Origin of the sequence: Phenylobacterium sp. (assembly GCF_036495085.1) — a bacterium.
Lineage (GTDB): Bacteria > Pseudomonadota > Alphaproteobacteria > Caulobacterales > Caulobacteraceae > Phenylobacterium.
Map to the genome: position 1 here is coordinate 68,554 of NZ_DASXNL010000008.1, position 22,961 is coordinate 91,514.

A 22,961-nucleotide genomic window follows, 5' to 3' on the forward strand; every position below is an offset into this window, starting at 1 on the left:
GGATTCCTTCCTCTTGAGATTTTCCCGATCGGACGCCTCTGACCCTAGGGAGGTCAACGGGCGAGTTTGCGATCTCCGCACTTAGGCGACTTCCACCCGCTCGATGAGGGCCATGGCGGCCGCCGGCGCTCGCACCTTCCCCTCGTGGATGACGAAGGCGTAGACCTCGCGCGGCGTCTTCGGGGCCGGGTTCGCCGCGTCGACCGCCGGCAGATCGTCGGGCCGGCCGCCTTCGGCGTAGGCCTTGAGCCGCTGGGCCCAGAGGTCGAGCTTGTCGGCCGGATAGGCCGTCTCGATATCGTCTGAGCCTGTCTGTAGGCGGGCGTAGACCACCTCGCCGGTCACGTCGGGGATCAGCGGATACTGGGCGTGGTCGGCCAGGCACGCCGTCACACCGTACTTGCGGGCGAGCGCGATGAATTCCGGCGTCATGAAGCTGGCATGCCGCGGTTCGATGACGTGGACCAGTGGCAGGCCGTCCTGGGATTTCGGCAGCAGCCTGAGGAAGGCCTCGAAGTCGTCTGGCTCGAACTTCTTGGTTCCCATGAATTGCCACAGGATCGGGCCCAGCCGGTCTCCGAGCTCGGTCAGGCCCTGGGAAAGGAAGCGGTGCAGGCTCTCGCCCATCTCACCCAGCACCTTGCGGTTGGTGCAGAAGCGTGAGGCCTTGACCGAGAACTTGAAGCCGTCCGGGGTCGCGGCCCGCCATTTGGCCCAGCTGTCAGGCTTGAAGCTGGAATAGTAGGTGCCGTTGATCTCGATGGCGGTGAGGTGCGAGGCGGCGTAGGCGAGCTCGTCGGCCTGCTTGAGGCCCGCAGGGTAGAACACCCCACGCCACGGCTCGAAGGTCCAGCCCCCGATGCCCGCCCGGATGCGTCCCGCCGTCACCATCGCACCTACCCCATCTGCTATTTCCGTTCAGCCGCAGTCTTGTCTCGCGCGGCCTTGAACTCAGAACCCGCCTTCCACTCCGGCCACTCGCGCGAATTGGCGAGCTGCATGCCGAGGTCGTAGCCGATCGTCAGGTCCTGGGCCATGCCGGAGAGGTCCCAGTTGGGATCGAACTCATCGGCCGGCTGGTGGTAGCGGTCGCGTACGTACGCCTCCTGGGCAGCCTTTCCGGCCTCGACGCCGCCCTTCACCAAGTCGCGGCCGGAGCCGAACGAGAGCGCGGGCAATCCCTGCTTGGCGAAGGAGAAGTGGTCGGAACGGAAGAAGCTGCCCGCCTCCGGCCGGCTGTCCTTCGTGAAGTAACGGCCGTGCGCCTTGGCGACGGCGATCAGGTCGTCCTGCAAGGTCAGGCCGGCGTCGCCGGAGGTGGAGATGTCTTTGGCGGGGCCGTTCACAGCCGCACCGTCCATGTTGATGTTCGCAACGGTTGTCGCCAGCGGATAGAGCGGGTTGGTGGCGTAGTACTCCGAGCCGAGCAGCCCTTTTTCCTCGGCGGTCACCGCCATGAACATGGTGGTGCGCTCCGTACGCGGGCTGTGCGCAAAAGCCCGGCCCAGTTCGATCAGGCCGGAGACGCCCGAGGCGTTGTCCACTGCGCCGTTGTAGATCCGGTCACCCCTGGCGTCCGGGAGGCCCACGCCAAGGTGGTCCCAATGGGCGGTGTAGATGATGCGTTCGCCAGGGTGCTTGGTCCCCGGCAGCACGCCCACGACGTTATGCGAGACGACCTTCCTGGCGTCGACGGCGAAGTCTGTGGAGAAGGTCACGCCGGACAGGGTGACCGGCTTGAACTCGCGCGTCTGGGCCTGCTTCTTCAGGGCCTCGAAATCGAGCCCGGCCCGCCTGAAGAGGTCGATCGTCGTGTCGCGCTGAATCCACGCCTCGATCGGGGCGTGCGCTTCGGACGGGTTCTTGCGGATGATGTCGAAGACTGCGTTGGTGTTCGAATTCCTGACCGTATTCCAGCCATAGGACGCAGGCGCCGTCTCGTGGATCACGATGAAGCCGATCGCGCCCTGGCGCGCGGCCTCCTCGTATTTGTAGGTCCAGCGGCCATAGTAGGTCATCGCCTTGCCGCCGAAGTCACCCTGGCCGGTCTCGAAGTCGGGGTCATTGACCAGGACGAGCGCGATCTTGCCGTGCAGGTCGACGCCCTTGAAGTCGTCCCAGTTCCGCTCGGGCGCCTTGACGCCATAGCCCACGAAGACGACCGGCGCGTCCTTGACGGAGACGTGGTCGACACCGGTCTCGGCGGCGCGGATCGCCACTTCGTGGCCCTGCGTCCAGGTCAGGGTCTCGCCGCCCGCCTTCACGCTGACGGCCACCGGGCCCTTGATGTCGAATTGGGCGAGCGGCACGTCCTGGGTCCAGGCGCGGCCGGTCTTGGTCTTGTCGCCGCCGGGCTGCAGGCCCGCGGCCTTGAACTGCTCGGAGATGTAAGCGACGGACTTCACCTCGCCCGCTGTCGCCGGCCCGCGGCCTTCGAAAGCGTCAGAGGCCAGGACCTTGACGTGCTCCGAGAGCTTGGCCGGATCGATGTGCGGATCTGCCGCAAGGGCGGAGGTCACGAAAGTGGAGGCCGCAAAGACGCAGGCTGCGGTGCCCAGCAGAATCTTTTTCATCAATCTCTCAGAGGGGGAGGGAAAACTGCCGCGAACCTAGTGGCCCCAGCGCCCTGCGCCTAGGCCGCGTTGGCGCGACGTTGATCGATGAACACCGCGATGCCGTCTAGCACCCGCTGCAGTCCAAACTCAAAACTGCGGATATGGTCGGGGCCGGTCTCCTTGGCCGCCTTGTAGGCTTCCCCGACCCGCAAGGTGGTGGGGTAGCGGGTGGGCTCGACCAGGCCTTTCAGCAGCTGTTCGTTAAGCGCCCACCATTGCTCGTCGGTCAGTCCGCTGTGAAGCTCGACCTCCCGGGCCTCAAGCGCGGCGCGGACTGAGCCGCGCACGTAGTCGCCGACGAGCGAGGTCAGGAGATCCATCTCAAGCTCGCTGAGGCCCAGGCCGTCGACCGCCTGCAATGTCGCCTCCACCCGCGCCAGGATGTTTGGGCCGAGCGGCGGACGGTGGACACCGACCTGAGTGATCCAGGGGTGGCGCTGGGCGCGCGCCCAGCCCTGCCGGGCAAGATGTTCAAGCTTGGGACGCCAGCCTGCCGAGGGCGGAAGGTCCGCCTTTTCGTCTTCGGCGGCCACGCGATCCAGCATCAGGTCGACAAGCTCGGCTTTCGACGGCACATAGGTGTAGAGCGACATCGTCGAGAGCCCCAGCGTCTCGGCCACCCGGCGCATGGAAAGCGCAGCCAACCCGTCTGCGTCGGCGAGCCCGATGGCGGCCTGCACGACCTCCTCGACCGAATGTCGGGGCTTGGGCCCGCGCCGGCCGGCGCCCGTCACGCCCCACAGAAGCGCGATGCTGCGTCCCGGATCGCCGCCGCCAGTGAATTCCGTCGCCATCAACCCAAGTTACACGGCGAATAATACTTTACAACATACGGAGTTTGGCTAAGAGGAGGCGCTCGCGTTAGGGGTTCGGGAGAGGCGCCGGCAGCAAATGCCGCCGTCACTAGGCTTGTGTGTTCATGTCGCTAGACGTCGGGTTCCGGCCCCTGCATCCATTGTGGCCGTGGGCGGTGACTAGGAACGCGTCGCCAAGTCACCCTGCGGCTCTGTCACGAAAATCCGGCATGCGTTCCTTCATCTCCGCAGCACCTGTCTGCCTTGCACTTGGAGCATGCCTCGTTCTCGGCGCCTGCGCCCATGTGCGCGCGCCTGACGTGCGCCTGCCCGAAGGCTATGAAGCTCCCAGGGGAACCGCTCCAATTGGCGCCGTCGAGCTGGACCGCTGGTGGTTGGCGTTTCACGACGACCAGCTCACGGCCCTGATCGAACAGACGCTGGTCGCCAACCCCGACGCGCGCAGCGCCGCAGCCCGCCTGGCGGAGGCCCGCGCCGTCCGCACGGAAGCGCTGGTGCAGTTCCTGCCGCAGGGCGACATCCACGGCTCGACGAGCCGCACCGACACCCACCAGTTGGCCGGCACGGTCATCGATATCCCGGGCTTCACGACGAGCGGCATTTCCAACGCTTCGGCGGCCAATTTCAATGTCTCCTGGGAAGTGGACATCTTCGGGCGCTTCTTCGCGGCGCGCAGGGCGGTCGACGCCGATCTCGCCGCCGCCCGGTTTGATTATGAAGCCACCCGCGCCAGCCTCGCAGCCGACGTCGCAGACGCCTACTTCCTGGCGCGCGGCCTGGCGATCCAACTGGACGACGCCCGCGAAACGGCGCGGATCCAGGGCGAGCTCTACGACACGGCGACCAGGCGGGCGCAGGTGGGGATCGGGGCGCGCGCCGATGCAGACCGCGTGGCTGGCGATCTCGCGCAGGCCAAATCGCAGGCCGCGGGGCTGGAGGCCGAGCTGCAGGTCCAGCGCCGCACCCTGCTGGTGCTGGCCGGCCGTACCATCGAGCCCACCGAAAACGTCGCGATCGACGCCAGCGTGGGCGTGCTGCCGCCGATCCCGGACTCTCTCCCAAGCCAGATCCTGCAACGCCGGCCCGATGTGCGTGAGGCCGAGGCGCGGGTCGCCGGCCAGGCCGGGCGCTCCGACGCAGATGTCCTGGCCTTCCTGCCGGTGCTGAACTTCACGCCCGGGATCGGCTGGCAGAAGCAGTCGCAGCCGGGGTTCTCGGTTACCGCCCAGTCCCTGGTTCTCGGGGGCAACATCGCCCAACCCTTGCTGTCGATCCCTCGGCTGTTGGCCGAACTGAAGGCCCAGAATGCGCGCACGGAGCAAGCCGTGATCGCCTATGAAAAGGCCGTGCAGACCGCATTCTCCGAATCCGAAGCCGCGCTGGTTCGGCTCGACTCGGACCGTGCCCGGGTGACCGTGCTTACCGACGGTGAAGCCCGCTCCGCCAGGGGCTACCAGGCCGCGAAGCTCGGATACGACCGTGGCCTGACGGATCTGCAGACAACCCTGAGCACGGAGGAGTCGTGGCGGAACACCCGGTCGCAGCTCACCGCCGCCCAGGTGCAGGCGCTTAGGCGCACGGTGCAGGTCTACAAGGCGATCGGCGGCGGCTGGCCGGCGGACCATTTTCCCTCTGATAAGCAGGCCCGCTGAAACGTGACCCGCATGAAAAAATCCACGGCCTCTCTGGTCCTCGTCCTTGTGCCGCTGATGGCGGCCCTCACGCTGGGCGGGTGCGGCAAGCCGAAGCCCAAGGTGACTGAGGCCCAGCTCGCCCGCACCGTGCGTGTCGTCCGCCTGGGGGCGCAGTCGATCACCGGGGCCCTGGCGGCGTCCGGCGACCTGACGCCGCGCGAAGAAGCCGCGGTGCTGCCCGAGGTCTCGGGCTTCCGCGTTTCCCGCGTCCTGGTCGATGTCGGCGACACGGTGAAGAAGGGGCAGACCCTCGTGACGCTGGACCCGGCGTTGCTCCAGGGCCAACTTGCCCAGCAGGAGGCGCTGGCCGCCCAAGCCGAAGTCAACGCCAAACAGGCTGAGGATCAGGCCAACCGCGTGAAGGACCTCGACGACGCCGGCGTACTCTCGCAGGAGGCGATCGACCAGCGCCGCTTCCAGGCGCGCGCCGCGCAGGCGACCGCCAACGCCCAGGCCGCAGCGTTGCGCGACGTTCGCACCCGCAACGCCAAGCTGTCGGTGACGGCGCCGGTGAGCGGCCTGATCCTGGAGCGGACGGTGCGACCTGGCGACATGTCGGTCGCCGGAAACGGCACGCCCTGGTTCCGAATCGCCCGTGACAGCGAGATCGAGTTGGCCGCCCAGCTATCCGAGGACGACCTCGCCAAGATCCGACCCGGCCAGCATGCCGAGGTGACCCTGCCCAGCGGCGTGATTGTCCAGGGCGTCGTGCGCCTGGTGAGTCCTCAGATCGATCCGCAAACCAAGCTGGGCGTGGTCCGGGTCCACCTGCCTGTCGACCGCAACGTCCGCGCCGGGGGCTTTGGGCGTGCGGTGTTCACCGATGTCAGTGGAACGGTGCTGGCGGCGCCGGAGACCGCCATCCGCTATGACGCCGACGGCGCAAGCGTGATGGTCGTGGGTCCCGACAACCGCGTCAGGCGTGCGCCGATCCAGGCCGGCCGCCGCGGCGGAGGCCTGGTCCAACTGATCAAGGGGCCGCCTGCCGGCTCCCGGATCGTGCAAAACGCCGCGGCCTTCCTGCTGGACGGTGACCTGATCAAGCCCTCCGAAGGTGCTGAACCCACCCAGGCCGTTACGAATCCGCCCACGTCCTCGAAGGTGGCCACGCGATGAGCGAGCGCCGCTTCGCCATATCATCATGGGCCATCCGCAATCCGGTTCCGGTGGCGGTATTGTTCATTGGCCTCGTTCTGGCGGGCGTGATCGCCTACCTCGGCCTGCCGGTAAAGCAGTACCCAAATATCCAGTTTCCGGTCGTAGCGGTCACGATCACCCAGAACGGCGCTGCGCCCGGAGGCATGGAGACCCAGGTCACGCGACCGGTCGAGGATGCGTTGGCCGGCGTCACTGGCGTCAAGAACGTCCAGTCGACCGTGACACAGGGCGTCTCCACGACCTCGATGGAGTTCGAGATCGGGCAAGACCTCCAAAAGAAGACCGAAGAAGTCCGCGCCAAGATCAGCCAGGCCCGCGCGATCCTGCCGCGCGACATCGACGAGCCCATCGTCTCCCAGATCGAGATCGACTCGGCGGCGCCGATTCTCACCTATGCCGTCTACGCGCCGAGCATGTCCGACGATGAGCTCTCCTGGTTCATCGACGACACCGTCTCGCGTGAACTGCAGGCGGCCAAGGGCGTGTCGCAGGTCAACCGCGTGGGCGGTGTCTCGCGCGAAATAAACGTGGTCATCAACCCCGACCGCCTGGCCGCGCGCGGCTTGACCGCGACCCAGGTCAACACCGCTCTGCGCGGCGTCCAGGTCGATGCGCCTGGGGGACGTGCGCAGGTCGGCGGCCGCGAGCAGACGCTCAGGGTCTATTCCAACGTCGCCTCGGTCGAGCAACTGCGGAACCTGAATATCCCGACCGGCGTCGGGCGCTTCGTGAAACTCTCAGACGTGGCCGATATCGGGGACGGGACCTCGGAGGTGCGCGGGTTCGCGCGGCTCAACGGGCGGCCGGTGGTTGGCTTCCAGGTCGCCAAGACCAAGGAAGCCAGCGACGTCGTTACCGAAGATGCGGTCGTCGCCAAGATCGCTCAGCTCGAGAAGACGCACCCGGGCGTCAAGTTCACCAAGATCTTCTCCTCGGTCGACGAGACCCGCGCCAGCTTCCATGCCACCCAGCACGTGCTCGGCGAAGGCATGCTGCTGGCCGCGGTCGTGGTGTTCTTCTTCCTACGCGACTGGCGCGCCACGATGATCACCGCGGTCGCAATGCCGATCTCGCTGATCCCCACCTTCTTCGTGATGAAGCTGCTCGGCTTCTCGCTGAACGTGGTGACGCTCCTGGCCCTGACGCTGGTCGTGGGCATCCTGGTCGACGACGCCATCGTCGAGATCGAGAATATCGAAAAGCGCGTGGCTCGGGGTTTGCGCCCCTATCAGGCGGCGCTCGAAGGCGCCGATGCGATCGGCCTGGCGGTGGTGGCCACGACCATGGCGATCGTCGTGGTGTTCACGCCGGTCAGCTTCATGCCGGGCATCCCAGGTCAGTTCTTCAGGGAGTTCGGCCTCACGGTCTCGGTCGCCGTGCTGTTCTCGCTGTTAGTTGCGCGCCTGGTGACGCCGCTCATGGCCGCCTACCTCATGAAGCCCTCCGCCCGGCCGCACGAGCGCAAGCCCTTCAAGGGGTTCTACCGCAACGCCCTGGAGTGGGCGCTCGCCCACCGTATCGTCGCGGCGATCGTGGGCCTCGTGATGTTCATCTGTTCCGTGGCGCTCTTCCCGCTGCTGCCGCAGGGATTCCAGCCGGCCGGCGATCCGGACTTCATGTATGTGGATATCCAGGGGCCTCCGGGCGCCTCGGCCGCCGACATGGAAGACACAGCGGGGCGGATCAACGCCCTCTTCGTCAAGCAGCCCGAGGTCAGCGGCGTCTTCATCCAGATCGGCTCGACGGTCTCCACGTTTGGACCTGGGACCGTGGGCGGCGGCGCTAGCGATCTTCGCAGCGGCACCGCGACGATCCTGCTCAAGACCCACCGCAGGGCGAACGGCGACCAGATTCGCAACCGCCTGCGCGACCAGCTCCGCGCGATACCGGATGCGCGCCTGAACTTCCTCGATTTCCAGGGAGCGGCCGGATATCAGCAGATCCTCACCGGCGACAATCCGGAGAACCTTCAGCGCGCCGCGCTCGAGCTGGAGCGCGAGATGCGCCACCTGCCGGAGCTGGCCGATCCGCACCCTTCCAAGCCGCCGGAAGCGCCTGAGATCGTCATCCGCCCGCGACCTGATGAAGCCGCCAGGCTTGGCGTCTCAGCCGACAACCTCGCCACCATCGTTCGTGTCGCCACGGTCGGGGACATCGACGCAAACGTCGCCAAGTTCAACGAGGGCGAACGGCGCATTCCGATCCGCGTCCGGCTGCCGCAGACCGCCCGCGCCGACATCCAACGGATCGGCGCCCTGCGCGTCCCGACCGCATCGGGAGGCTCGACGACGCTGGACAGCATCGCCGACGTCACCTTCCAGGCTGGCCCCGCGCGCATCGATCGGCTGAATCGCGAACGCCAACTGACGGTTCGCGCCGAGCTGAACGGCGTTGAGATGGGTCAGGCGCAAAAGGCGGTGAACAATCTGCCGATCATGAAGCACCTGCCGCCGGGCGTACGGCCCGCCGCGATCGGCAACCAGCAGGCCATGGCCGAACTGTTCGGCGGCTTCCTGCTGGCGATCTTCGCCGGTGTGGCGATGATCTTCGGCGTGCTGGTGCTGCTGTTCCGTAGCTTCTTCAAGCCGACCGTGATCCTCTCGGCCCTGCCGCTGGCGGTGGGCGGCGCCTTCCTGGGCCTGCTGATTTTCCACCTGTCGTTGTCGATTCCCTCGTTGATCGGCTTCCTGATGCTGCTCGGCCTGGCCGCCAAGAACTCGATCCTGCTCGTGGAGTACGCCATCGAGCGCGAGCGGGACGGCATGAGCCAGCATGACGCGATCATTGAAGCGTGCCGCGAACGCGCGCGGCCGATCATCATGACCACCATGGCGATGGCCGCCGGCATGCTGCCAACGGCGCTTGCCCTCGAGAAGGGCGCAGAGTTCCGCCAGCCGATGGCCGTGGCAGTGATTGGTGGCTTGATAACCTCGACCGCCCTTTCACTGGTTCTGGTCCCAGTGGTCTATGAATTCATTGATGATTTCGAGCAGTGGCTGCGGCCTAAGCTGGCCCGGTTGGTGACGCCGAGGCTGGCGACGCACGAGCCCGCGCCGGTGGATCGGCTTTAGGCGAACACTGGCCAAGGTTCGCCAAGGGCGCCTACTCTCGCAGGCAGGCGGCGGGAGGGCGCGATGGGAACTGTCTCGGCGGGGCGGGCGATCGCGGCGGGGTTCAGGCTGGTGGGCCGCGAGCCGCTGAGCTTCCTGGTCTGGATGGCCGCCTATCTGCTGGTCGGAGTACTTCCGCAGATAGGCGCCTTTGCGCTGGTCGCGCCGGCGTGGTCACGGATGATGCGGGAGCTCACCGCAACCGCCGACGCCGGTGGGGCGATGCCCTCCGCCGAAATGATGCGAATGCAGCTGCAGATGATGCAGGCGCAGCCGATTGCTTGGCTCGCCGGTGTCGTCAGCCACACGCTCGTGCTGAGCGCGATCTACCGCGCCGTACTGTTCCCGGAAGAGCGGAGGTTCTTCTACCTGCGGCTCGGCAAGCGGGAGCTTTGGCTTGGGCTCGTCATGCTGGTCTTGGCGGTGATGCTGTTCCTGGCGTTTCTGGCGCTCATGCTGCCCCTTGCCGTGATCGGCGGAATTGTCGCGGCGGTTTCGCCTGACAGTCGGATGGTCGGCGCTGTGATCGCGCTCATGGTGCTTATGGGTCTAGGAGTCGGGTTGTGGGCGGCGCTCAGGCTCTCGATGGCGACGCCCATGAGCTTCGCCGAGAACGGCTTCAGGCTCTATGAATCCTGGGGCGTCACCCGGGGACACGCGGGGAAGATGTTTCTGGTGGGCCTGGCGTTGGCGGTCATCATCTGGATCGCCGAACTTGTCGTCGCCGGCGGTGCGATCGGGGCGGTCGGGACCGCGGGCTTCGAGCACTTGGGCGACTGGTTCCGACACCCCCACTTCGACCTGGCGAGCGCCACGCCCTGGATCGTCGCCGGGTGCGTTGCGGCCGCCTTCCTGTCGACCGCTTTCTTCACACTTTTCGGAGCGGCCTGGGCGGAGATCTATCGCGAGCTCTCAGGCAAGACGCAGCCCGCCGTCTGACTAGAGCTCGCCGCGCAAGACCTGGGCGAAAAGCTCCGGGTCGACGTTGCCGCCGGAGAGCACCACTCCCACTGTCTTGCCCTGGGCGGAGAGCTTGCCGGCGAGCAGCGCGGCCAACCCGACGATTCCGCCAGGCTCGACGACCAGCTTAAGCGTCGAGAAGGCGTAGCGCATGGCCTCGGTGACCTCGGTGTTGGTGACGTCGAGCGCGCCGGTGACATTCTTCTTCAGCATTGGGAAGTTGATCACGCCGGGCGCAGGGCTTTCCAGGGCGTCGCAGAGAGAGCGGCCGGTGGGATGGATGGTCACCCGCTCGCCGGCCTTCAGCGAGAGCGCCAGGTCGTCGAAGCCGGTGGGTTCTACAGCCCAGAGCTCTGTCGCCGGCGACAGAGCCTTCACGGCTTCCGAGACGCCGGCCATCAAGCCGCCGCCGCTGGCGGGCGTCAGGACGAGAGCGAAGCTGGCGCCCAGCGTCTCGGCCTGGCGGACCATCTCGAGGCCGGCGGTGCCCTGACCCGCGATGATGTGCGGGTCGTCAAAGGCCGGTACGACGACAGCGCCGCGGCTCGCGGCGATCTCCGCGGCGATCGCCTCGCGGCTCTCTTTCAGTCGGTCGTAGAGCCTGATATCGGCGCCGTAGCTGCGGGTGTTGGCGACTTTCATCGCCGGCGCGTCGGACGGCATGACGATCAGGGCGGGCATGCCGAGCAGCCTGGCGGCCAGCGCCACGCCCTGAGCGTGATTGCCGGAGGAGAAGGCCACGACACCGCGCTTGCGCTCTTCGGGGGTCAGTTGGACCAGCCGATTGTAGGCGCCGCGGAACTTGAAAGCCCCGACCCGCTGCAGGGTTTCGAGCTTCATGAGCACCCGGCCGCCCACGCGCTCGTTCAGCGCCGGACTCTCCACGAGCGGCGTCTCGACCGCATGTCCCCGGATCCGGGCGGCGGCCGCCTCGATGTCGGCGAAGGTGACAGTCGCAGCGGCGCTCACTTTGCGAACACCATCGCGTCGTCGGCGAAGGCCTTGAACTCCAACGCATTGCCGGAGGGGTCGAGGAAGAACATCGTGGACTGCTCGCCGGGCTCCCCCTTGAAGCGCGTATGAGGCTCGATGATGAACCTGGTCCCCGCGGCCTGGAGGCGCTCGGCCAGCGCGTCCCAGTCGGCGGGGTTCAGGATGGCCCCGAAATGGCGCACCGGCACGGCATGGCCATCGACGCTGTTGGTCGACATGTGGCCGACCTCTTCCGGCGCGAGGTGGGCAACGATCTGGTGACCGTGGAAATCGAAGTCGATCCACGCGTCGCTCGAGCGGCCCTCAGGGCAGCCCAGCAGCTGACCGTAGAACGCGCGAGCCTCGGCCAGGTCGCGAACCGGGAACGCCAAGTGAAAGCGGGGAATGTCCATCGGCGCCTGATAAGCGAAGAATGCCGGGCGGTCCACGAGCCACACATGCCGTCCGCTTTCGACCCCCTGGCTTCCACGCCAGCCGTGGCCGAAAGATGGAATCACCGAAACTCTGCTGACCTGATGCCTCCTGTTGTTCGTCTCCTTGGCGTCGTTCGTGGACAATCGGATGCAGGTCGTCTAAACCCCGCGCCGGCCCGGTTCGCCGGCGCCTCAGTTTGATCCAAGCCAGTCGCCGAGCACCTGTCGAAGGGCGGCTGGTGTCTCCCGGCAGGTGGAGGGATCGTACCCATGGCCAATGTCACCGTGATCGGCGCCCAGTGGGGCGACGAGGGTAAGGGCAAACTCGTCGACTGGCTGTCGAACCGCGCCGACGTAGTGGTGCGCTTCCAGGGCGGGCACAACGCCGGCCACACGCTGGTGGTCGGCAACCAGGTCTACAAGCTGTCGCTGCTGCCGTCGGGCGTCGTGCAGGGAAAGCTCTCGGTGATCGGAAATGGGGTGGTCGTCGATCCCTGGCACCTGCTGGAAGAGATCGCCAAGCTCGGCGGCCAAGGGGTGGCGATCACACCGGACCTGCTGGTGCTGGCCGACAACGCCTGCCTGATCCTGCCGCTGCACCGCGACCTTGATCAGGCCCGAGAGGCGGCGGCGATCAAAAAGATCGGCACCACGGGCCGCGGCATCGGCCCAGCCTACGAAGATAAGGTCGGTCGCCGCGCGATCCGCGTGGCCGACCTGGCCGACCGCGAGGCCCTGGAAGCCAAGATCGACCGCCTGCTCGCCCATCATGCTCCCCTGCGGCAGGGGCTCGGGCTGCCAAAGGCCGACGGCGCTGCGTTGCTGGCCGAACTCGAGAAGCTCGCACCGAAGATCTTGCCCTTCGCCAAGCCGGCCTGGCTGCTGCTTGGCGAGCTGGTGAAGTCGGGCAAACGGGTGCTGTTCGAGGGCGCACAAGGGGCGCTCCTGGACGTCGACCACGGGACCTATCCTTATGTGACTTCTTCCAACACCGTCGCCGGCCAGGCCGCCGCGGGCTCCGGGCTCGGGCCCAAGGGGCCGGGCTATGTGCTGGGGATCGTCAAGGCCTACACCACCCGCGTCGGGGAGGGGCCTTTCCCCACCGAGCTCACGGACGAGGTCGGCCAGCACCTGGGCACGGTGGGCAAGGAAGTCGGCACGGTGACCGGCCGTAGCCGCCGCTGTGGCTGGTTTGACGCCGCGCTGGTCCGCCAGTCCGTGGCGCTGAACGGCATAAGCGGCATCGCGCTCACCAAGCTCGACGTGCTCGACGGGCTGGCGACGCTGAAGATCTGCGTCGGCTATCGGCTCGGTGACCAGACCCTGGGCTACCTGCCCGCCGGCCTGAAGGCGCAAGGGGAGCTCACGCCGATCTACGAGGAGATGGAGGGCTGGAGCGAGACCACCCAGGGGGCGCGGTCCTGGCGCGACCTGCCGGCGAACGCCGTCAAGTACGTCCGCCGGATCGAGGAATTGATCGCCGCGCCGGTTGCGTTGCTCTCAACCAGTCCCCAGCGCGACGACACCATTCTGATGCGAGATCCGTTCCAGGATTAGATCGTTGGATGAACAGGGTTATCGTCAAGGCGTTCTTTACCAGCGGCGGTTAGTTAAGAGGAGCCAGCAGGAGCCCGCCGCCCTTGTTCAACACCGACGCCAAGATCATCCAGCGCATGGCGCCGTTGCTGCAGCGGGTGATGATCGTGGATCCACAGCCGGCCGGCGCGCGGCTGATCAGCGAACTGATGCGCGACATCGCCCGCTCTCAGATCTGTGTGGCGGAGACGGAGGCGAAGGCCCTGCGCTTGACCGCCAGCTTCGAGCCGCAGGTCATCTTCGCCGAGCACGGTTCGACGCCGGTGGACGGCGTGGCCTTCACCCGCAACCTGCGCCGCAGCCACCTGCCGTGCCGTTACGCGCCGGTGATCATTGTGACCGGTCAGGCCACCGCGGCCGGCATCCTGGAGGCCCGCGACGCCGGCGTTCACGAGTTCCTTCGCAAGCCATTCACGCTCAAGGACCTCCTGCGGCGGCTGGAGGCGGTGACGCTTCGTCCGCGCGATTGGGTCGAGGCGGTCTGCTACGTCGGCCCCGACCGGCGGCGGTTCAATTCGGGCGACTATACCGGCGCCCTGAAGCGCCGCTCCGATGCGCGCGCGACGCCTGATTCAGAGCGCCTCGCCCAGGCCCTGAAGATCCTGCGCTCGGCGATCGTCGCGGTCGGCAGCGATCCCGTTCAGGCCATGCGCTCCATGCAGGCCCAGGTCACCGACCTGCGCAAATGCGGCATGAGCGTCGCCGACCTGAAGCTGACCACCTCGGCCATCGACTTCGGCCGTCATCTCGACCAGATCGAGCGCAAGGGCGCACCCTACGATGGCGAGGAACTGGCCGCGAAAGCCGCCCCTCTGCTGGCCTACATGCCACAGGAAGAAGCCGTCGCGGCGTGAGGCCAGCGTGGCCGTCGCCGCGGCGTGACGCGGACGCCCGAGCGGGCGCGCTACTCGACTTCCCAATCGAACTCGCCGCGCACGTCGAAAGGCGCTTCGCAGAGGCATGTGTTCAGGCCTTCACGGGTGCCTTTGCGCGGCAGGCGGAAGACGAACTCGATGCGGTCCTTCGCGAAGGATTTGTGTTCGCCGACGATCTTGCAGCCCTGGCCCTCCAGCACCTGGCGATAGACCTGGGCGCATTCTCCGACGCGTCCCGGCGGGAGCTGGCTGATCCTGACGCGGCAGATGGGCCGCGAATCGAACAGGTAGATCAGGACGAAGGCGAAGAGCGTGGTGATCGCCGCAAAATGCGGCAGGCCGAGGCCGCAGCTCAGCCCCACCAGGGTGACGATGATAAGCCGGCCGGTATTCCGCGCCGAGGCCGTATCGGTGCGGAACCTCATTAGCCCGCCGAGGCCGAAGACCACTACGCCGACGACCATGCCGAACTCGCGCACAGTCACCCCGATCACCGCGCCGATGAAGGCGTAGAGAATATAGACCCTGGGCATGTCGGCTTCGCTGAGGGTATCCACCGTACGCGGAGTAGTCGGGTGGTAGGCGATCAGCACGCTTAGCCCTGTCGCCATGAGCAGGGCGCCGATCGACTCGGCCATGAAGCGCGTGTCGAGGAAGCCGGCCCAGCCGGCGGCGGAAAGCTGGCCCTGCGGCGCCTCGAACAGCCCGTGGGTCTGAGCCCAGGCGACACTCGGCGCCAACAGCAACAGAAGAAAGATCGTCAGCGATCGCATTTGATATCCGCCCACGCCCAATTGGGCAGGTTGGGCGCGGCCCGCGGCTTTGGCAAGCGGGGCCACCTGGAGATACCGAAGGCGGTGCGCCCGCGCCGTCGAGGCGATATGATCGGCCCATGACCAGGGTGTTCGCCGGCTTACTCGCCGTGCTCGCGGTGAGCTTAGCGGCTCCCGCGCAAGCGCAATCCGCATGGGACCATGTCGCCCGCGTAGTGGTGATCGGTGACCTGCACGGCGATTATGGAAAGTTTCACGACCAGCTCATCCAGGCCGGCCTGATCAACGGGCGGGACGCCTGGAGCGGGGGCGCGACCCACCTTGTGCAGCTCGGCGATGTTCCTGATCGCGCTCCCGACACCCGCAAGATCCTCGATCTGCTGATTAAGCTCGAGCCGCAGGCGCGCCGCGCAGGCGGCTACGTGCACGCACTGATTGGCAACCACGAAGCCATGAACATGGAGGGCGACCTGCGCTATACGACGCCGGCGGAATTTGCGGCGTTCGTGGATCGCGATTCCGCGGCGCGACGCGACGCCTACTATGCCCGCGTCGTCGACGCGCTGAAGGCGAACCCGCCGGCCGCAGGAGTGCCGACCTTCGACGAGGCGTTTCGCGCGAAGTTCGACGCCGAGCACCCGCTGGGCTGGGTGGAGCATCGGGCCGCCTGGTCGCCGAACGGTGTCTACGGACGGTGGGTGCTGACGCACAACGCGGTCATACGCATTGATGACGCCCTCTACCTGCACGGCGGGATCGGCCCGGAGTTCGCGAGCTTTGACATCGATGTCCTGAACAAGGCTGTGATCTCCGCCCTGCGCCACGATCCGCAGGACGCCGCCGGCCCCCAGGACATCCTGTGGAACGAGCAGGGCCCGCTCTGGTATCGCGGCATGGCGATGAACGACGAGGCTACGGAAGCCGCGCACGTCGCCGCGGTCCTGACGCGCTATAAGGTGCGCCGCATCGTGCTCGGCCACACCAAGCGCTACTCTATGGTGAACGCCCGTTTCGACGGCGGGGTGATCCTGACCGACATCGCCGTCCCAGGTGGTTGCCTCGACCCTCATGGGTTCCTGATCAAGGAAGGCGACACCCTCACCGCCGTGCACCGCGGCCACCGCCTGACGCTGGGCCTGTCCGGCGCAGCGCATGACGCTTACCTCGCCGAGATCGCGGCCCTGGACCGTGCGGTCGCGCTTGGGGCGGGGCTCGCCCCGACATGCACGGTGAAATAACGCCTAGCGACAGTGCCCGACTAAACTTTTCTGGACGCGCTGCGGATCATCAAGAACCGCATAGAAGCCGTCGATGAAACGCGCCGTCTTGTTGCGGAAGCCGTCGTTCAGGCGCGGCTCGCCGTTGATCAGCGCCATCACCTGCGCGCGGTGGTCTCGGTATTCCTCGACGACGGCGGGAATATCGCCGCTGCTCACGCAATAGCCACGGTAGAGGCGCTCCGTCAGTTTGGTCACCGGAAGACTGGGTGGCGGTCCCGCGTACGGCGAATCCACAAAGCCTGAGTAGTCGAAGTCATAGGGCACCGGCGCCACGCCGCTCGCTGTGGCCGGCGTCGCCTTCCGCGCGGCGACAAGAAGGGCGTTGTGGCAGCAGTCGGCGCCCGGCGGTGCTGCGAGAAAATCCCAGTCGAGGTTGCCGATCATGAACTCGAACAACGCCGCTCGCGCCGAAGCCCGCGCGTCCAGCTGCGCTGCCGAGATCTCGTGCGACTTGGCCGCGAGGTGGTCGCGCTGGTTGCGGTCGGCGACATCGTCGATGTTCTCGACCAGGAAGCCGAACCGCTTCACCGGCTCGCCACCGCCGGCGCTGTTCTGATACGTGACGTCCGCCGCGCGCACCCGGAAGCTCATCGGCGTCATCAGATTGTAGAGCCGATAGGCGAGGTACTCGAGCACGATGCGTTGCTCATAGTCCGACACCGGCCGGCAGTAGGTCACCAGCTTGAGCTTGTGCTGACCCTGGAAGACGGTTCCGTGCGCCGCGGCCTTGTCGAACTTCAGGTAGAGCGGCGGAAAGCTGCAATAGCCGGCGGTGCGCCGGGTGTGGCCGCGCGGTCTCAACTCGACGGGCAGGGTCTTGGGAGCGCCCGCGCCGTCGACGACCGACAGGCTGGCTGGGTAAGGCTTAGTGCTCGTCTTGGCGCTGCTGACCAGGGCCGGAAAAGGGGCGCTGATGACGATTTGGAGAGGTGCGTCACTGGAAAACAGCCGCGATTGCGCCGCTGCAGGTAGTGCGACAGCCCACGTAAGCGCCATGAGCCCGCACCAAAGCGCCCTGTCCATACCGGTTCCCCCTCGGCTTCAAGGCTGATCTTGGCATGGCCAGCGAAAGCCTTGAAGGGGCCGGTGAGCGCCGATTACCGATCAGGTCGCTACGTCGTCCGCGAGCCGCCGGCCCCCGCGCCAGGCATTTATCGACGCCGGCGTCTCGTCGCGGACAAAAAAAGGGCGTCCACTTGGTCGGTGGACGCCCTTCGATGGTTCCTTGAACCGCGCTTAAGCCTACGCGTCGACGAGGTTCCGCTCCTCGGCGGCGGCTTTCATCGACTTCTGCAACTTCTCGAAGGCGCGTACTTCGATCTGGCGCACGCGCTCGCGGCTGACACCGTACTGAGAGGCGAGCTCTTCCAGGGTTGTGGGCTCGTCCTTCAACCGGCGCTCGGTCAGAATGTGCCGCTCGCGGTCCGTGAGCTCGGTCATGGCCTCCTCAAGGAGGCCCATCCGGAGCGACTTTTCCTGACTGTCGGCGACAACGCTTTCCTGGCTGGGTGTCTTGTCGTCCACCAGCCAGTCCTGCCATTCGCTCTCGCTGTCGGCCCGCATGGGCGAGTTCAGTGAGGCGTCACCGCCGGAGAGGCGGCGGTTCATCGATACGACTTCCTCGTCCAGCACCCCCAGCTTGGTGGCGATCACGCTCACCTGGTCGGGGTGGAGGTCGCCCTCCTGAAGGGCGGAAATCTCGCTCTTCGCCTTGCGCAGGTTGAAGAACAGCTTCTTCTGCGCAGCGGTGGTGCCCATCTTCACCAGACTCCAGGAGCGCAGGATGTACTCCTGGATGGACGCGCGAATCCACCACATGGCGTAGGTCGCCAGGCGGAAGCCCTTGTCCGGGTCGAACTTCTTGACCGCCTGCATCAGACCGACGTTGCCTTCGGAAATCACCTCACCGATCGGCAGGCCGTAGCCGCGATAGCCCATGGCGATCTTGGCCACGAGGCGCAGGTGGCTGGTCACCAGTCGATGGGCGGCGTCGGGATCCTCATGCTCCTGCCAGCGCTTGGCCAGCATGAACTCCTCGTCTTTCGCCAGCATCGGAAACTTGCGGATCTCGGACAGGTATCGGCTGAGGCCGCCGTCCGGCGACATCACAGCTAGGGCGCTTGCGGCCATGCTTCATCCCCTCAATTTTCTTGGACGTCCTGGCCCGTGCGCAAACTTGCGCACAGCGTCCACCCGTCCCCCTCACCCGCACAGATATGTACGAGATGGCGGCGACGGAAGACCGTTGGGAGGACGGTCTGAATGTCCGACTGCTCTAGTGGGACTTTCTAGCGTCCGAAGTTGGCGCCATCAAGGCGATGATATCTCACAAGGTCCGCAACAAAGCTCACGAGAAGAGCTTGCGGAAGCTGATCCGCCAGGTCCGGCCAAGGGGGTCTATGTAGGCCGGCTGGAAGTTCAGGGGCGTCACGCCATTGGCGTCTCGAACCTCGACGCGCTCGTCGAAGATGTTGGACACCGACAACGTGACCCGCGAGCCCTTCAACCAGGGCGCGCGGTCCATGAGGGCCGTGCGGCGACCAAGGTCGGCGAATACGCGGGCATTCACCTTCACGACGCCTGAAAAGCTCAGGTCGCTGGCGCCGTCGTCTGCGCCGCCGCGCACCATTGTGCCGATTTTCCAGTCGGCGTTGAGCTCAGCGCCGAAGCCTCGCTCGGCGATGTTTATCTGCGCCTGGATTTCGTGGCGCGGCTGGCCGCCGAGCCCCCCGAGCGAGGCGCCGTTGAGGAAGTCGAGCACCGGCCCTTCCGGGCCGACGAGGTAGCGGTTTACGAAATAGACCGTGTGGAACACGCTGATGCGCAGTCGGCCGTCCCGCGAGCCGCCACGCCCGCCAAAGCCGCCGGACGGCGCGCCGGCGACGCCGTCCGGTGGTGGTCCGGCGAATTGCCCTGCGCCGCCGTCCGGGGCGGGCCCGTCAGGCGCTCGGCCCGGAGCGCCGGGCGGTCTCTGTTGCCGCGGCGTGGCACTCGGCGGAAGCGCGCGGCGGATCTGGACGAGCGCCGCATTGCGCGGCGGTGGGGCGGTGACGGGGCCGATCGGGCGAGAGTAGTCGAAGCCCCATTTCAAAGAGCTGACGTCCTGGCTGGCGAAATTGAGCGGGCGCTCGTCGACTTCGGTCAGATCGCCGTCGGCGTCGCGCAGGAAGCGGTCGGGAAAGGCGGCTTCGATGTCCGCTGTGACCGCCGGGAAGGTGGCTATCGGGTTCTTGTAATGGATCTTGTTGTAGTCGGCCCGGAAGATCAGCTGCTTGTCGGAAAAGGGCTGCCAGGTCACCCGGATCGAGGTGCGATAGCGATCGTCGGAGACCAAGTCCGGATTGCCGCCGGAGATCGCGGTGACGTCGACGGTCTGTCCGGTCACATAGTCGAAGATGCGCGTGCCCGGGGTGAGAAGCACTGTCGCGCCGAGTTGTTGCTGCGTCGGCGCACCCTGGTCGTGGAGGCGAGACGCCAGGATGCTGAGGCCGGTGATCGGGGTCCAATGGACGCCGTAGCCGAAGGTGGTGAGCGTCCCAAAGTCGGATACGCTCTCAACGGCGGCATTGGCATTGAGATTGATGTCTCCGAACATCGCCAGCACGTTGGCTTTTCTGCTGGTCAGGGGCACGTCGAAACTGGCTTGCAGATTGCCGCCGCTCCGAGTGAGGTCAGAGGACAGCTCAACCCCGCCGCGTTGCGACTGCGAAGAAAACTCGCTCCCCGAAGCGCCGATTCGCAGGCTGGTCCGCACCGGTCCAGCCGGCATCTTGAACAGTATTCCGGACGCTATGAACTGGATGTTGCCGCTGTCGGACTTCGAGTGGCTGGTGTCCTGGGGGCGCAGCGCCAGGAGGCTAGTGGGCAGCGCGCCGAACGGATTGACGCCAGGAGCGCCAGAGAGGAGCGCGTTCTGCAGGGCCGCCGGGTCGACTCCCAGGTCGTTGGCGTTGCGATTGTCCGCATGATCGTAGTTGCCGGTCAGCGCCAGCCGCCAACTGGCGACGTCGCGGTTGAAGCTGACACCAAGATGGCCGGTCCAGGTGTCGGCGCTCTGCTGCAGGGGGCCGAAATCCTGGACGTAGCGGTCCAGCTGCACCGCTTCCGCAAAGGGCGAGAACGGGTCGGCGGCCGGGACCAGCAAACCTATCCCCGGCAGCCCGCGCTGGGCGTCGCTGGAGGTTGCTTCGAACGTGGCGTTCACGGTGGCGCTGATGTCAGCAAATATCGGGCGGGTAAGGGTCGCGTTGAGGGCGGCTTTTTGCGTTTCCGGCACGAGGGTGCGGAAGGCCCTGACGTCGGTCACGTTGGGGACGTTCGCAGTGGGAACGAAGTCGGAGAGCGTGAGGACCCGAGCGGCCACGCCCGCGGGGACGCCAGCGATCGTCACCCGTTGGCCGGCGAGCGCGCTCAGCGCCGGGTCGATCTCCCCACTGGACGTGGGCCCGAGCACATTGCCCGCCAGGTCGAACGGCGTGCCATTGGTAGGTGAGATCACGTCCCGCTGCGCCTCGGTCAACGAGGACTGGGTGTTGACCTTCAGGTTGATATTGAAGCGTTGCTCGCCTGCGATCCGTGTCGCGCTGAGCTCGGCCTGGCCGCTTGCTGCGCCGCCTGCGGTGGTCGCTCCGCCGCCCGCTTCGGCGGTCTGCGCGCCGAAGCTGGGCTTGAGCACGATGTTCACCACGCGCTGGTTGGCTGAGAAGCCGTACTTGAGCGCCGCCTCCTCAGGCAGAATGTCGACTCTCAGGATCGCCTCGGTAGGCAGGTTGCGGATCTCATTGAAGCCCGAGATGCGGCGGCCGTTGACCAGGATCGCGGGCCCCTCCCCGCCGCGCCCGCTGTTGCTGCCGATTTCCGGGGCCAGTTCGTCGAGTAGGTCCGTGATCGTGCTGACGCCGTAGGCCGCGACGTCCTCCGGCGCGAGCTGAAGGTCCGGCTTGATGTCGCCGACGACGGCGCCGGGCTCTGTGCGTGGCTCGGCGGTGACGACCAGTTCGGAGACGGTGCCGGGCTTGCCCACAATCGCGGACTCGGACGGGGCGGCCGCCGGCGCGGCGGCCGATGCGCTTGCCAGCACAGCGAAGCCTGCGCTGGCGCACAGCTTTGCGGCCAGCCGGCGCCGAAAGGTCGTCAGGTCCGTAGAAATCACTCGCCGATCATCCGCAGGCCGGCCGCAAACGGCCCGCCGTGGTCCCCAAAAAAGCCCGGCCTGTCTGGTCGCCTCCAAGCCCGGCCAATTGAGGGCGCCATTGTTGCGTCGGCATTGCCTCTCGTCGGCGGACGCTTGCGCTTGTGAAACGCTCAGAGTTGCTCGAGCAACGCCTGCAGCGTTGCGATGTCCGGCGGCAAGGGGCTCTCGAACCTCAGGACCTCGCCAGTGACCGGATGGCGGAAGCCGAGCACGGCAGCATGCAGCGCTTGGCGCTTCAGGCCCGCCTCGGCGATCGCGGCGCGGACCTTTTCCGCAGGTGGGCCTGAGCCGTAGGTGGGGTCGCCCAAGCATGGCGCGCCGGCCGAGGCGAGATGCACACGGATCTGGTGGGTGCGGCCGGTCTCCAGGGTGCAGGCGACGCGGGCGGCCAGAGGCTTTTCCTTGGCGCCGAAGGTCCGCTCGACGGCGTAGTGGGTGACCGCGTGACGCCCGCCGGATTTCACCAGGGCCATCTTCTTCCGATCGCTGGACGAACGCGCGATGGCGCCCTCAATGGTTCCACGGCTGGCCCGCGGCGCGCCGCGGGTGAGCGCGATGTAAACCCGATCGATGGCATGCGCGGCGAACAGGGCAGAGAGCCCGTTGTGGGCCGCGTCAGTCTTGGCGGCGACGACAATGCCGGAGGTGTCCTTGTCGATCCGGTGCACGATCCCCGGCCGCGCCACGCCGCCGATACCCGAGAGGCTCGCGCCGCAGTGATGCAAGAGCGCGTTGACGAGGGTGCCGCTCTCGCTTCCGGGCGCCGGATGGACCGCCATGCCGGCCGGCTTGTCGACCACGATCAGGTCGGCGTCTTCGAAGAGCACGCTTAGGGGGATCGCCTCGGGGGCCGGCTCAGCAGCCACCGGAGGCGGGATCTCCAGGCGATAGGCGCCGGGCAGCGCCTTACCCGAGGCGTCGTTGACCGGCACGTGGTCGCGCCTGACGCGCCCCTGGGAGATAAGCGCCTGGATCCGGGCGCGTGACATATCCGGCAAGAGGTCGGCCAGCATCTTGTCGACCCGCCCGCCAGCCTCGTCCGGGCCAACCGTCAGCAGCCGCACGCCGACGGCTTCGCCGCCGCCGCCATCAGGGTCGTCGCCGTCCGGGACGTCGGGCGAGTCAACGGCCATGCTTGCCGCTGGCGTCTTCCTCGCGACCGGTGATCGAGCCTTCGCTGAACAGATACTTCTTGAGCTGCTCGTTCACTTCACCGTCGTTGCGACGAATCCACTCCAGCACCATGGCCGCATGCTCCAATTCCTCGTGCGCGTTGTGCAGCAGGATCGCCTTGAGACCTGGGTCGTCGCAGTCGTCGGCGCGCTGGCGATACCAGTCGACGGCCTCGAACTCCTCGATCAGCGAGGTGGTGGCATAGTGTAGGTTCAGCGTTTCACGACGCAGCTTCTCACGTGGAACGTGCAGGGCTTCACTGGACACGGGGGCTCGCTCTCCTGTGATATTTTCAGCCTTAATACGTGGGCG

18 protein-coding genes are annotated in these 22,961 nt (G+C 66.7%); 7 read left to right on the forward strand and 11 right to left on the reverse strand.

Going from position 1 to position 22,961, the window contains the following annotated elements:
• Positions 1–81: 81 nt before the first annotated feature.
• The 3 genes from VGI62_RS01200 to VGI62_RS01210 are packed head-to-tail and all read right to left on the reverse strand — an operon-like array spanning position 82 to position 3,409.
• A complete protein-coding gene (locus tag VGI62_RS01200) occupies positions 82–891 on the reverse strand; it encodes a DUF72 domain-containing protein (RefSeq protein ID WP_331502559.1) in 810 nt (269 codons plus the stop codon).
• Between the two features lie 17 nt (positions 892–908).
• A complete protein-coding gene (locus VGI62_RS01205; RefSeq protein ID WP_331502560.1) occupies positions 909–2,573 on the reverse strand; it encodes a M28 family metallopeptidase in 1,665 nt (554 codons plus the stop codon).
• 59 nt (positions 2,574–2,632) lie between these two features.
• Entirely contained in the window at positions 2,633–3,409 is a 777-nt protein-coding gene (locus tag VGI62_RS01210) for a TetR/AcrR family transcriptional regulator (RefSeq protein WP_331502561.1), read from the reverse strand.
• Between the two features lie 230 nt (positions 3,410–3,639).
• On the opposite strand from VGI62_RS01210, the gene VGI62_RS01215 reads away from it, so the two are divergent.
• From VGI62_RS01215 to VGI62_RS01230, 4 genes are all read left to right on the forward strand, one after another.
• Positions 3,640–5,082 carry a TolC family protein gene (locus VGI62_RS01215; RefSeq protein ID WP_331502562.1) on the forward strand — a complete coding sequence of 481 codons (1,443 nt, stop codon included), beginning with the start codon at positions 3,640–3,642 and terminating at the stop codon, positions 5,080–5,082.
• 12 nt (positions 5,083–5,094) lie between these two features.
• Entirely contained in the window at positions 5,095–6,240 is a 1,146-nt protein-coding gene (locus VGI62_RS01220; RefSeq protein ID WP_331502563.1) for an efflux RND transporter periplasmic adaptor subunit, read from the forward strand.
• The gene (locus tag VGI62_RS01225; protein ID WP_331502564.1) at positions 6,237–9,353 is read left to right on the forward strand and encodes an efflux RND transporter permease subunit; all 3,117 of its coding nucleotides are present in this window, start codon (positions 6,237–6,239) and stop codon (positions 9,351–9,353) included. The genes VGI62_RS01220 and VGI62_RS01225 overlap by 4 nt, the downstream gene beginning before the upstream one ends.
• Before the next feature lie 63 nt (positions 9,354–9,416).
• A complete protein-coding gene (locus VGI62_RS01230) occupies positions 9,417–10,331 on the forward strand; it encodes a hypothetical protein (RefSeq protein ID WP_331502565.1) in 915 nt (304 codons plus the stop codon).
• On the opposite strand, the gene VGI62_RS01235 is transcribed toward VGI62_RS01230, so the two are convergent.
• Together VGI62_RS01235 and VGI62_RS01240 are read right to left on the reverse strand one after the other, a co-directional pair.
• Positions 10,332–11,321, reverse strand: a complete 990-nt coding sequence (locus VGI62_RS01235; RefSeq protein WP_331502566.1) for a threonine/serine dehydratase — start codon at positions 11,319–11,321, stop codon at positions 10,332–10,334.
• Complete coding sequence (locus VGI62_RS01240) at positions 11,318–11,842, reverse strand: VOC family protein (protein WP_331502567.1); 525 nt, start codon at positions 11,840–11,842, stop codon at positions 11,318–11,320. Before VGI62_RS01240 ends, VGI62_RS01235 begins: the two co-directional genes overlap by 4 nt.
• Before the next feature lie 186 nt (positions 11,843–12,028).
• Here VGI62_RS01240 and VGI62_RS01245 point away from each other — a divergent pair, with 186 nt between their 5' ends.
• Positions 12,029–13,315 (forward strand): adenylosuccinate synthase, encoded by a 1,287-nt coding sequence (locus VGI62_RS01245; protein WP_331502568.1) that lies wholly within the window; start codon positions 12,029–12,031, stop codon positions 13,313–13,315.
• 83 nt (positions 13,316–13,398) lie between these two features.
• On the forward strand, positions 13,399–14,208 hold the full coding sequence (locus tag VGI62_RS01250; RefSeq protein ID WP_331502569.1) for a response regulator: 810 nt from the start codon (positions 13,399–13,401) through the stop codon (positions 14,206–14,208).
• A 50-nt stretch (positions 14,209–14,258) separates the two neighbouring features.
• On the opposite strand, the gene VGI62_RS01255 is transcribed toward VGI62_RS01250, so the two are convergent.
• A complete protein-coding gene (locus VGI62_RS01255; protein ID WP_331502570.1) occupies positions 14,259–15,002 on the reverse strand; it encodes a hypothetical protein in 744 nt (247 codons plus the stop codon).
• Between the two features lie 119 nt (positions 15,003–15,121).
• Here VGI62_RS01255 and VGI62_RS01260 point away from each other — a divergent pair, with 119 nt between their 5' ends.
• A complete protein-coding gene (locus VGI62_RS01260) occupies positions 15,122–16,240 on the forward strand; it encodes a metallophosphoesterase (RefSeq protein WP_331502571.1) in 1,119 nt (372 codons plus the stop codon).
• A gap of 3 nt (positions 16,241–16,243) precedes the next feature.
• On the opposite strand, the gene VGI62_RS01265 is transcribed toward VGI62_RS01260, so the two are convergent.
• From VGI62_RS01265 to VGI62_RS01285, 5 genes are all read right to left on the reverse strand, one after another.
• A complete protein-coding gene (locus VGI62_RS01265) occupies positions 16,244–17,305 on the reverse strand; it encodes a hypothetical protein (protein ID WP_331502572.1) in 1,062 nt (353 codons plus the stop codon).
• A 219-nt stretch (positions 17,306–17,524) separates the two neighbouring features.
• Entirely contained in the window at positions 17,525–18,412 is an 888-nt protein-coding gene (rpoH, locus tag VGI62_RS01270; RefSeq protein ID WP_331502573.1) for an RNA polymerase sigma factor RpoH, read from the reverse strand.
• 217 nt (positions 18,413–18,629) lie between these two features.
• The gene (locus VGI62_RS01275; protein ID WP_331502574.1) at positions 18,630–21,434 is read right to left on the reverse strand and encodes a TonB-dependent receptor; all 2,805 of its coding nucleotides are present in this window, start codon (positions 21,432–21,434) and stop codon (positions 18,630–18,632) included.
• Between the two features lie 152 nt (positions 21,435–21,586).
• Positions 21,587–22,609: an RluA family pseudouridine synthase gene (locus VGI62_RS01280; RefSeq protein ID WP_331502575.1), complete on the reverse strand. Its 1,023-nt coding sequence runs from the start codon at positions 22,607–22,609 to the stop codon at positions 21,587–21,589.
• A complete protein-coding gene (locus VGI62_RS01285; RefSeq protein ID WP_331502576.1) occupies positions 22,599–22,916 on the reverse strand; it encodes a ferritin family protein in 318 nt (105 codons plus the stop codon). The genes VGI62_RS01280 and VGI62_RS01285 overlap by 11 nt, the downstream gene beginning before the upstream one ends.
• Between the last annotated feature and the right edge of the window lie 45 nt (positions 22,917–22,961).

Excerpts from the sequence above, each read along its gene's own strand:
- VGI62_RS01200 (WP_331502559.1), bottom strand. The coding sequence starts at position 891 with ATGGTGACGGCGGGACGCATCCGGGCGGGCATCGGGGGCTGGACCTTC.
- VGI62_RS01205 (WP_331502560.1), bottom strand. The coding sequence starts at position 2,573 with ATGAAAAAGATTCTGCTGGGCACCGCAGCCTGCGTCTTTGCGGCCTCC.
- VGI62_RS01210 (WP_331502561.1), bottom strand. The coding sequence starts at position 3,409 with ATGGCGACGGAATTCACTGGCGGCGGCGATCCGGGACGCAGCATCGCG.
- VGI62_RS01215 (WP_331502562.1), top strand. The coding sequence starts at position 3,640 with ATGCGTTCCTTCATCTCCGCAGCACCTGTCTGCCTTGCACTTGGAGCA.
- VGI62_RS01220 (WP_331502563.1), top strand. The coding sequence starts at position 5,095 with ATGAAAAAATCCACGGCCTCTCTGGTCCTCGTCCTTGTGCCGCTGATG.
- VGI62_RS01225 (WP_331502564.1), top strand. The coding sequence starts at position 6,237 with ATGAGCGAGCGCCGCTTCGCCATATCATCATGGGCCATCCGCAATCCG.
- VGI62_RS01230 (WP_331502565.1), top strand. The coding sequence starts at position 9,417 with ATGGGAACTGTCTCGGCGGGGCGGGCGATCGCGGCGGGGTTCAGGCTG.
- VGI62_RS01245 (WP_331502568.1), top strand. The coding sequence starts at position 12,029 with ATGGCCAATGTCACCGTGATCGGCGCCCAGTGGGGCGACGAGGGTAAG.
- VGI62_RS01255 (WP_331502570.1), bottom strand. The coding sequence starts at position 15,002 with ATGCGATCGCTGACGATCTTTCTTCTGTTGCTGTTGGCGCCGAGTGTC.
- VGI62_RS01260 (WP_331502571.1), top strand. The coding sequence starts at position 15,122 with ATGACCAGGGTGTTCGCCGGCTTACTCGCCGTGCTCGCGGTGAGCTTA.
- VGI62_RS01265 (WP_331502572.1), bottom strand. The coding sequence starts at position 17,305 with ATGGACAGGGCGCTTTGGTGCGGGCTCATGGCGCTTACGTGGGCTGTC.
- rpoH (WP_331502573.1), bottom strand. The coding sequence starts at position 18,412 with ATGGCCGCAAGCGCCCTAGCTGTGATGTCGCCGGACGGCGGCCTCAGC.
- VGI62_RS01280 (WP_331502575.1), bottom strand. The coding sequence starts at position 22,609 with ATGGCCGTTGACTCGCCCGACGTCCCGGACGGCGACGACCCTGATGGC.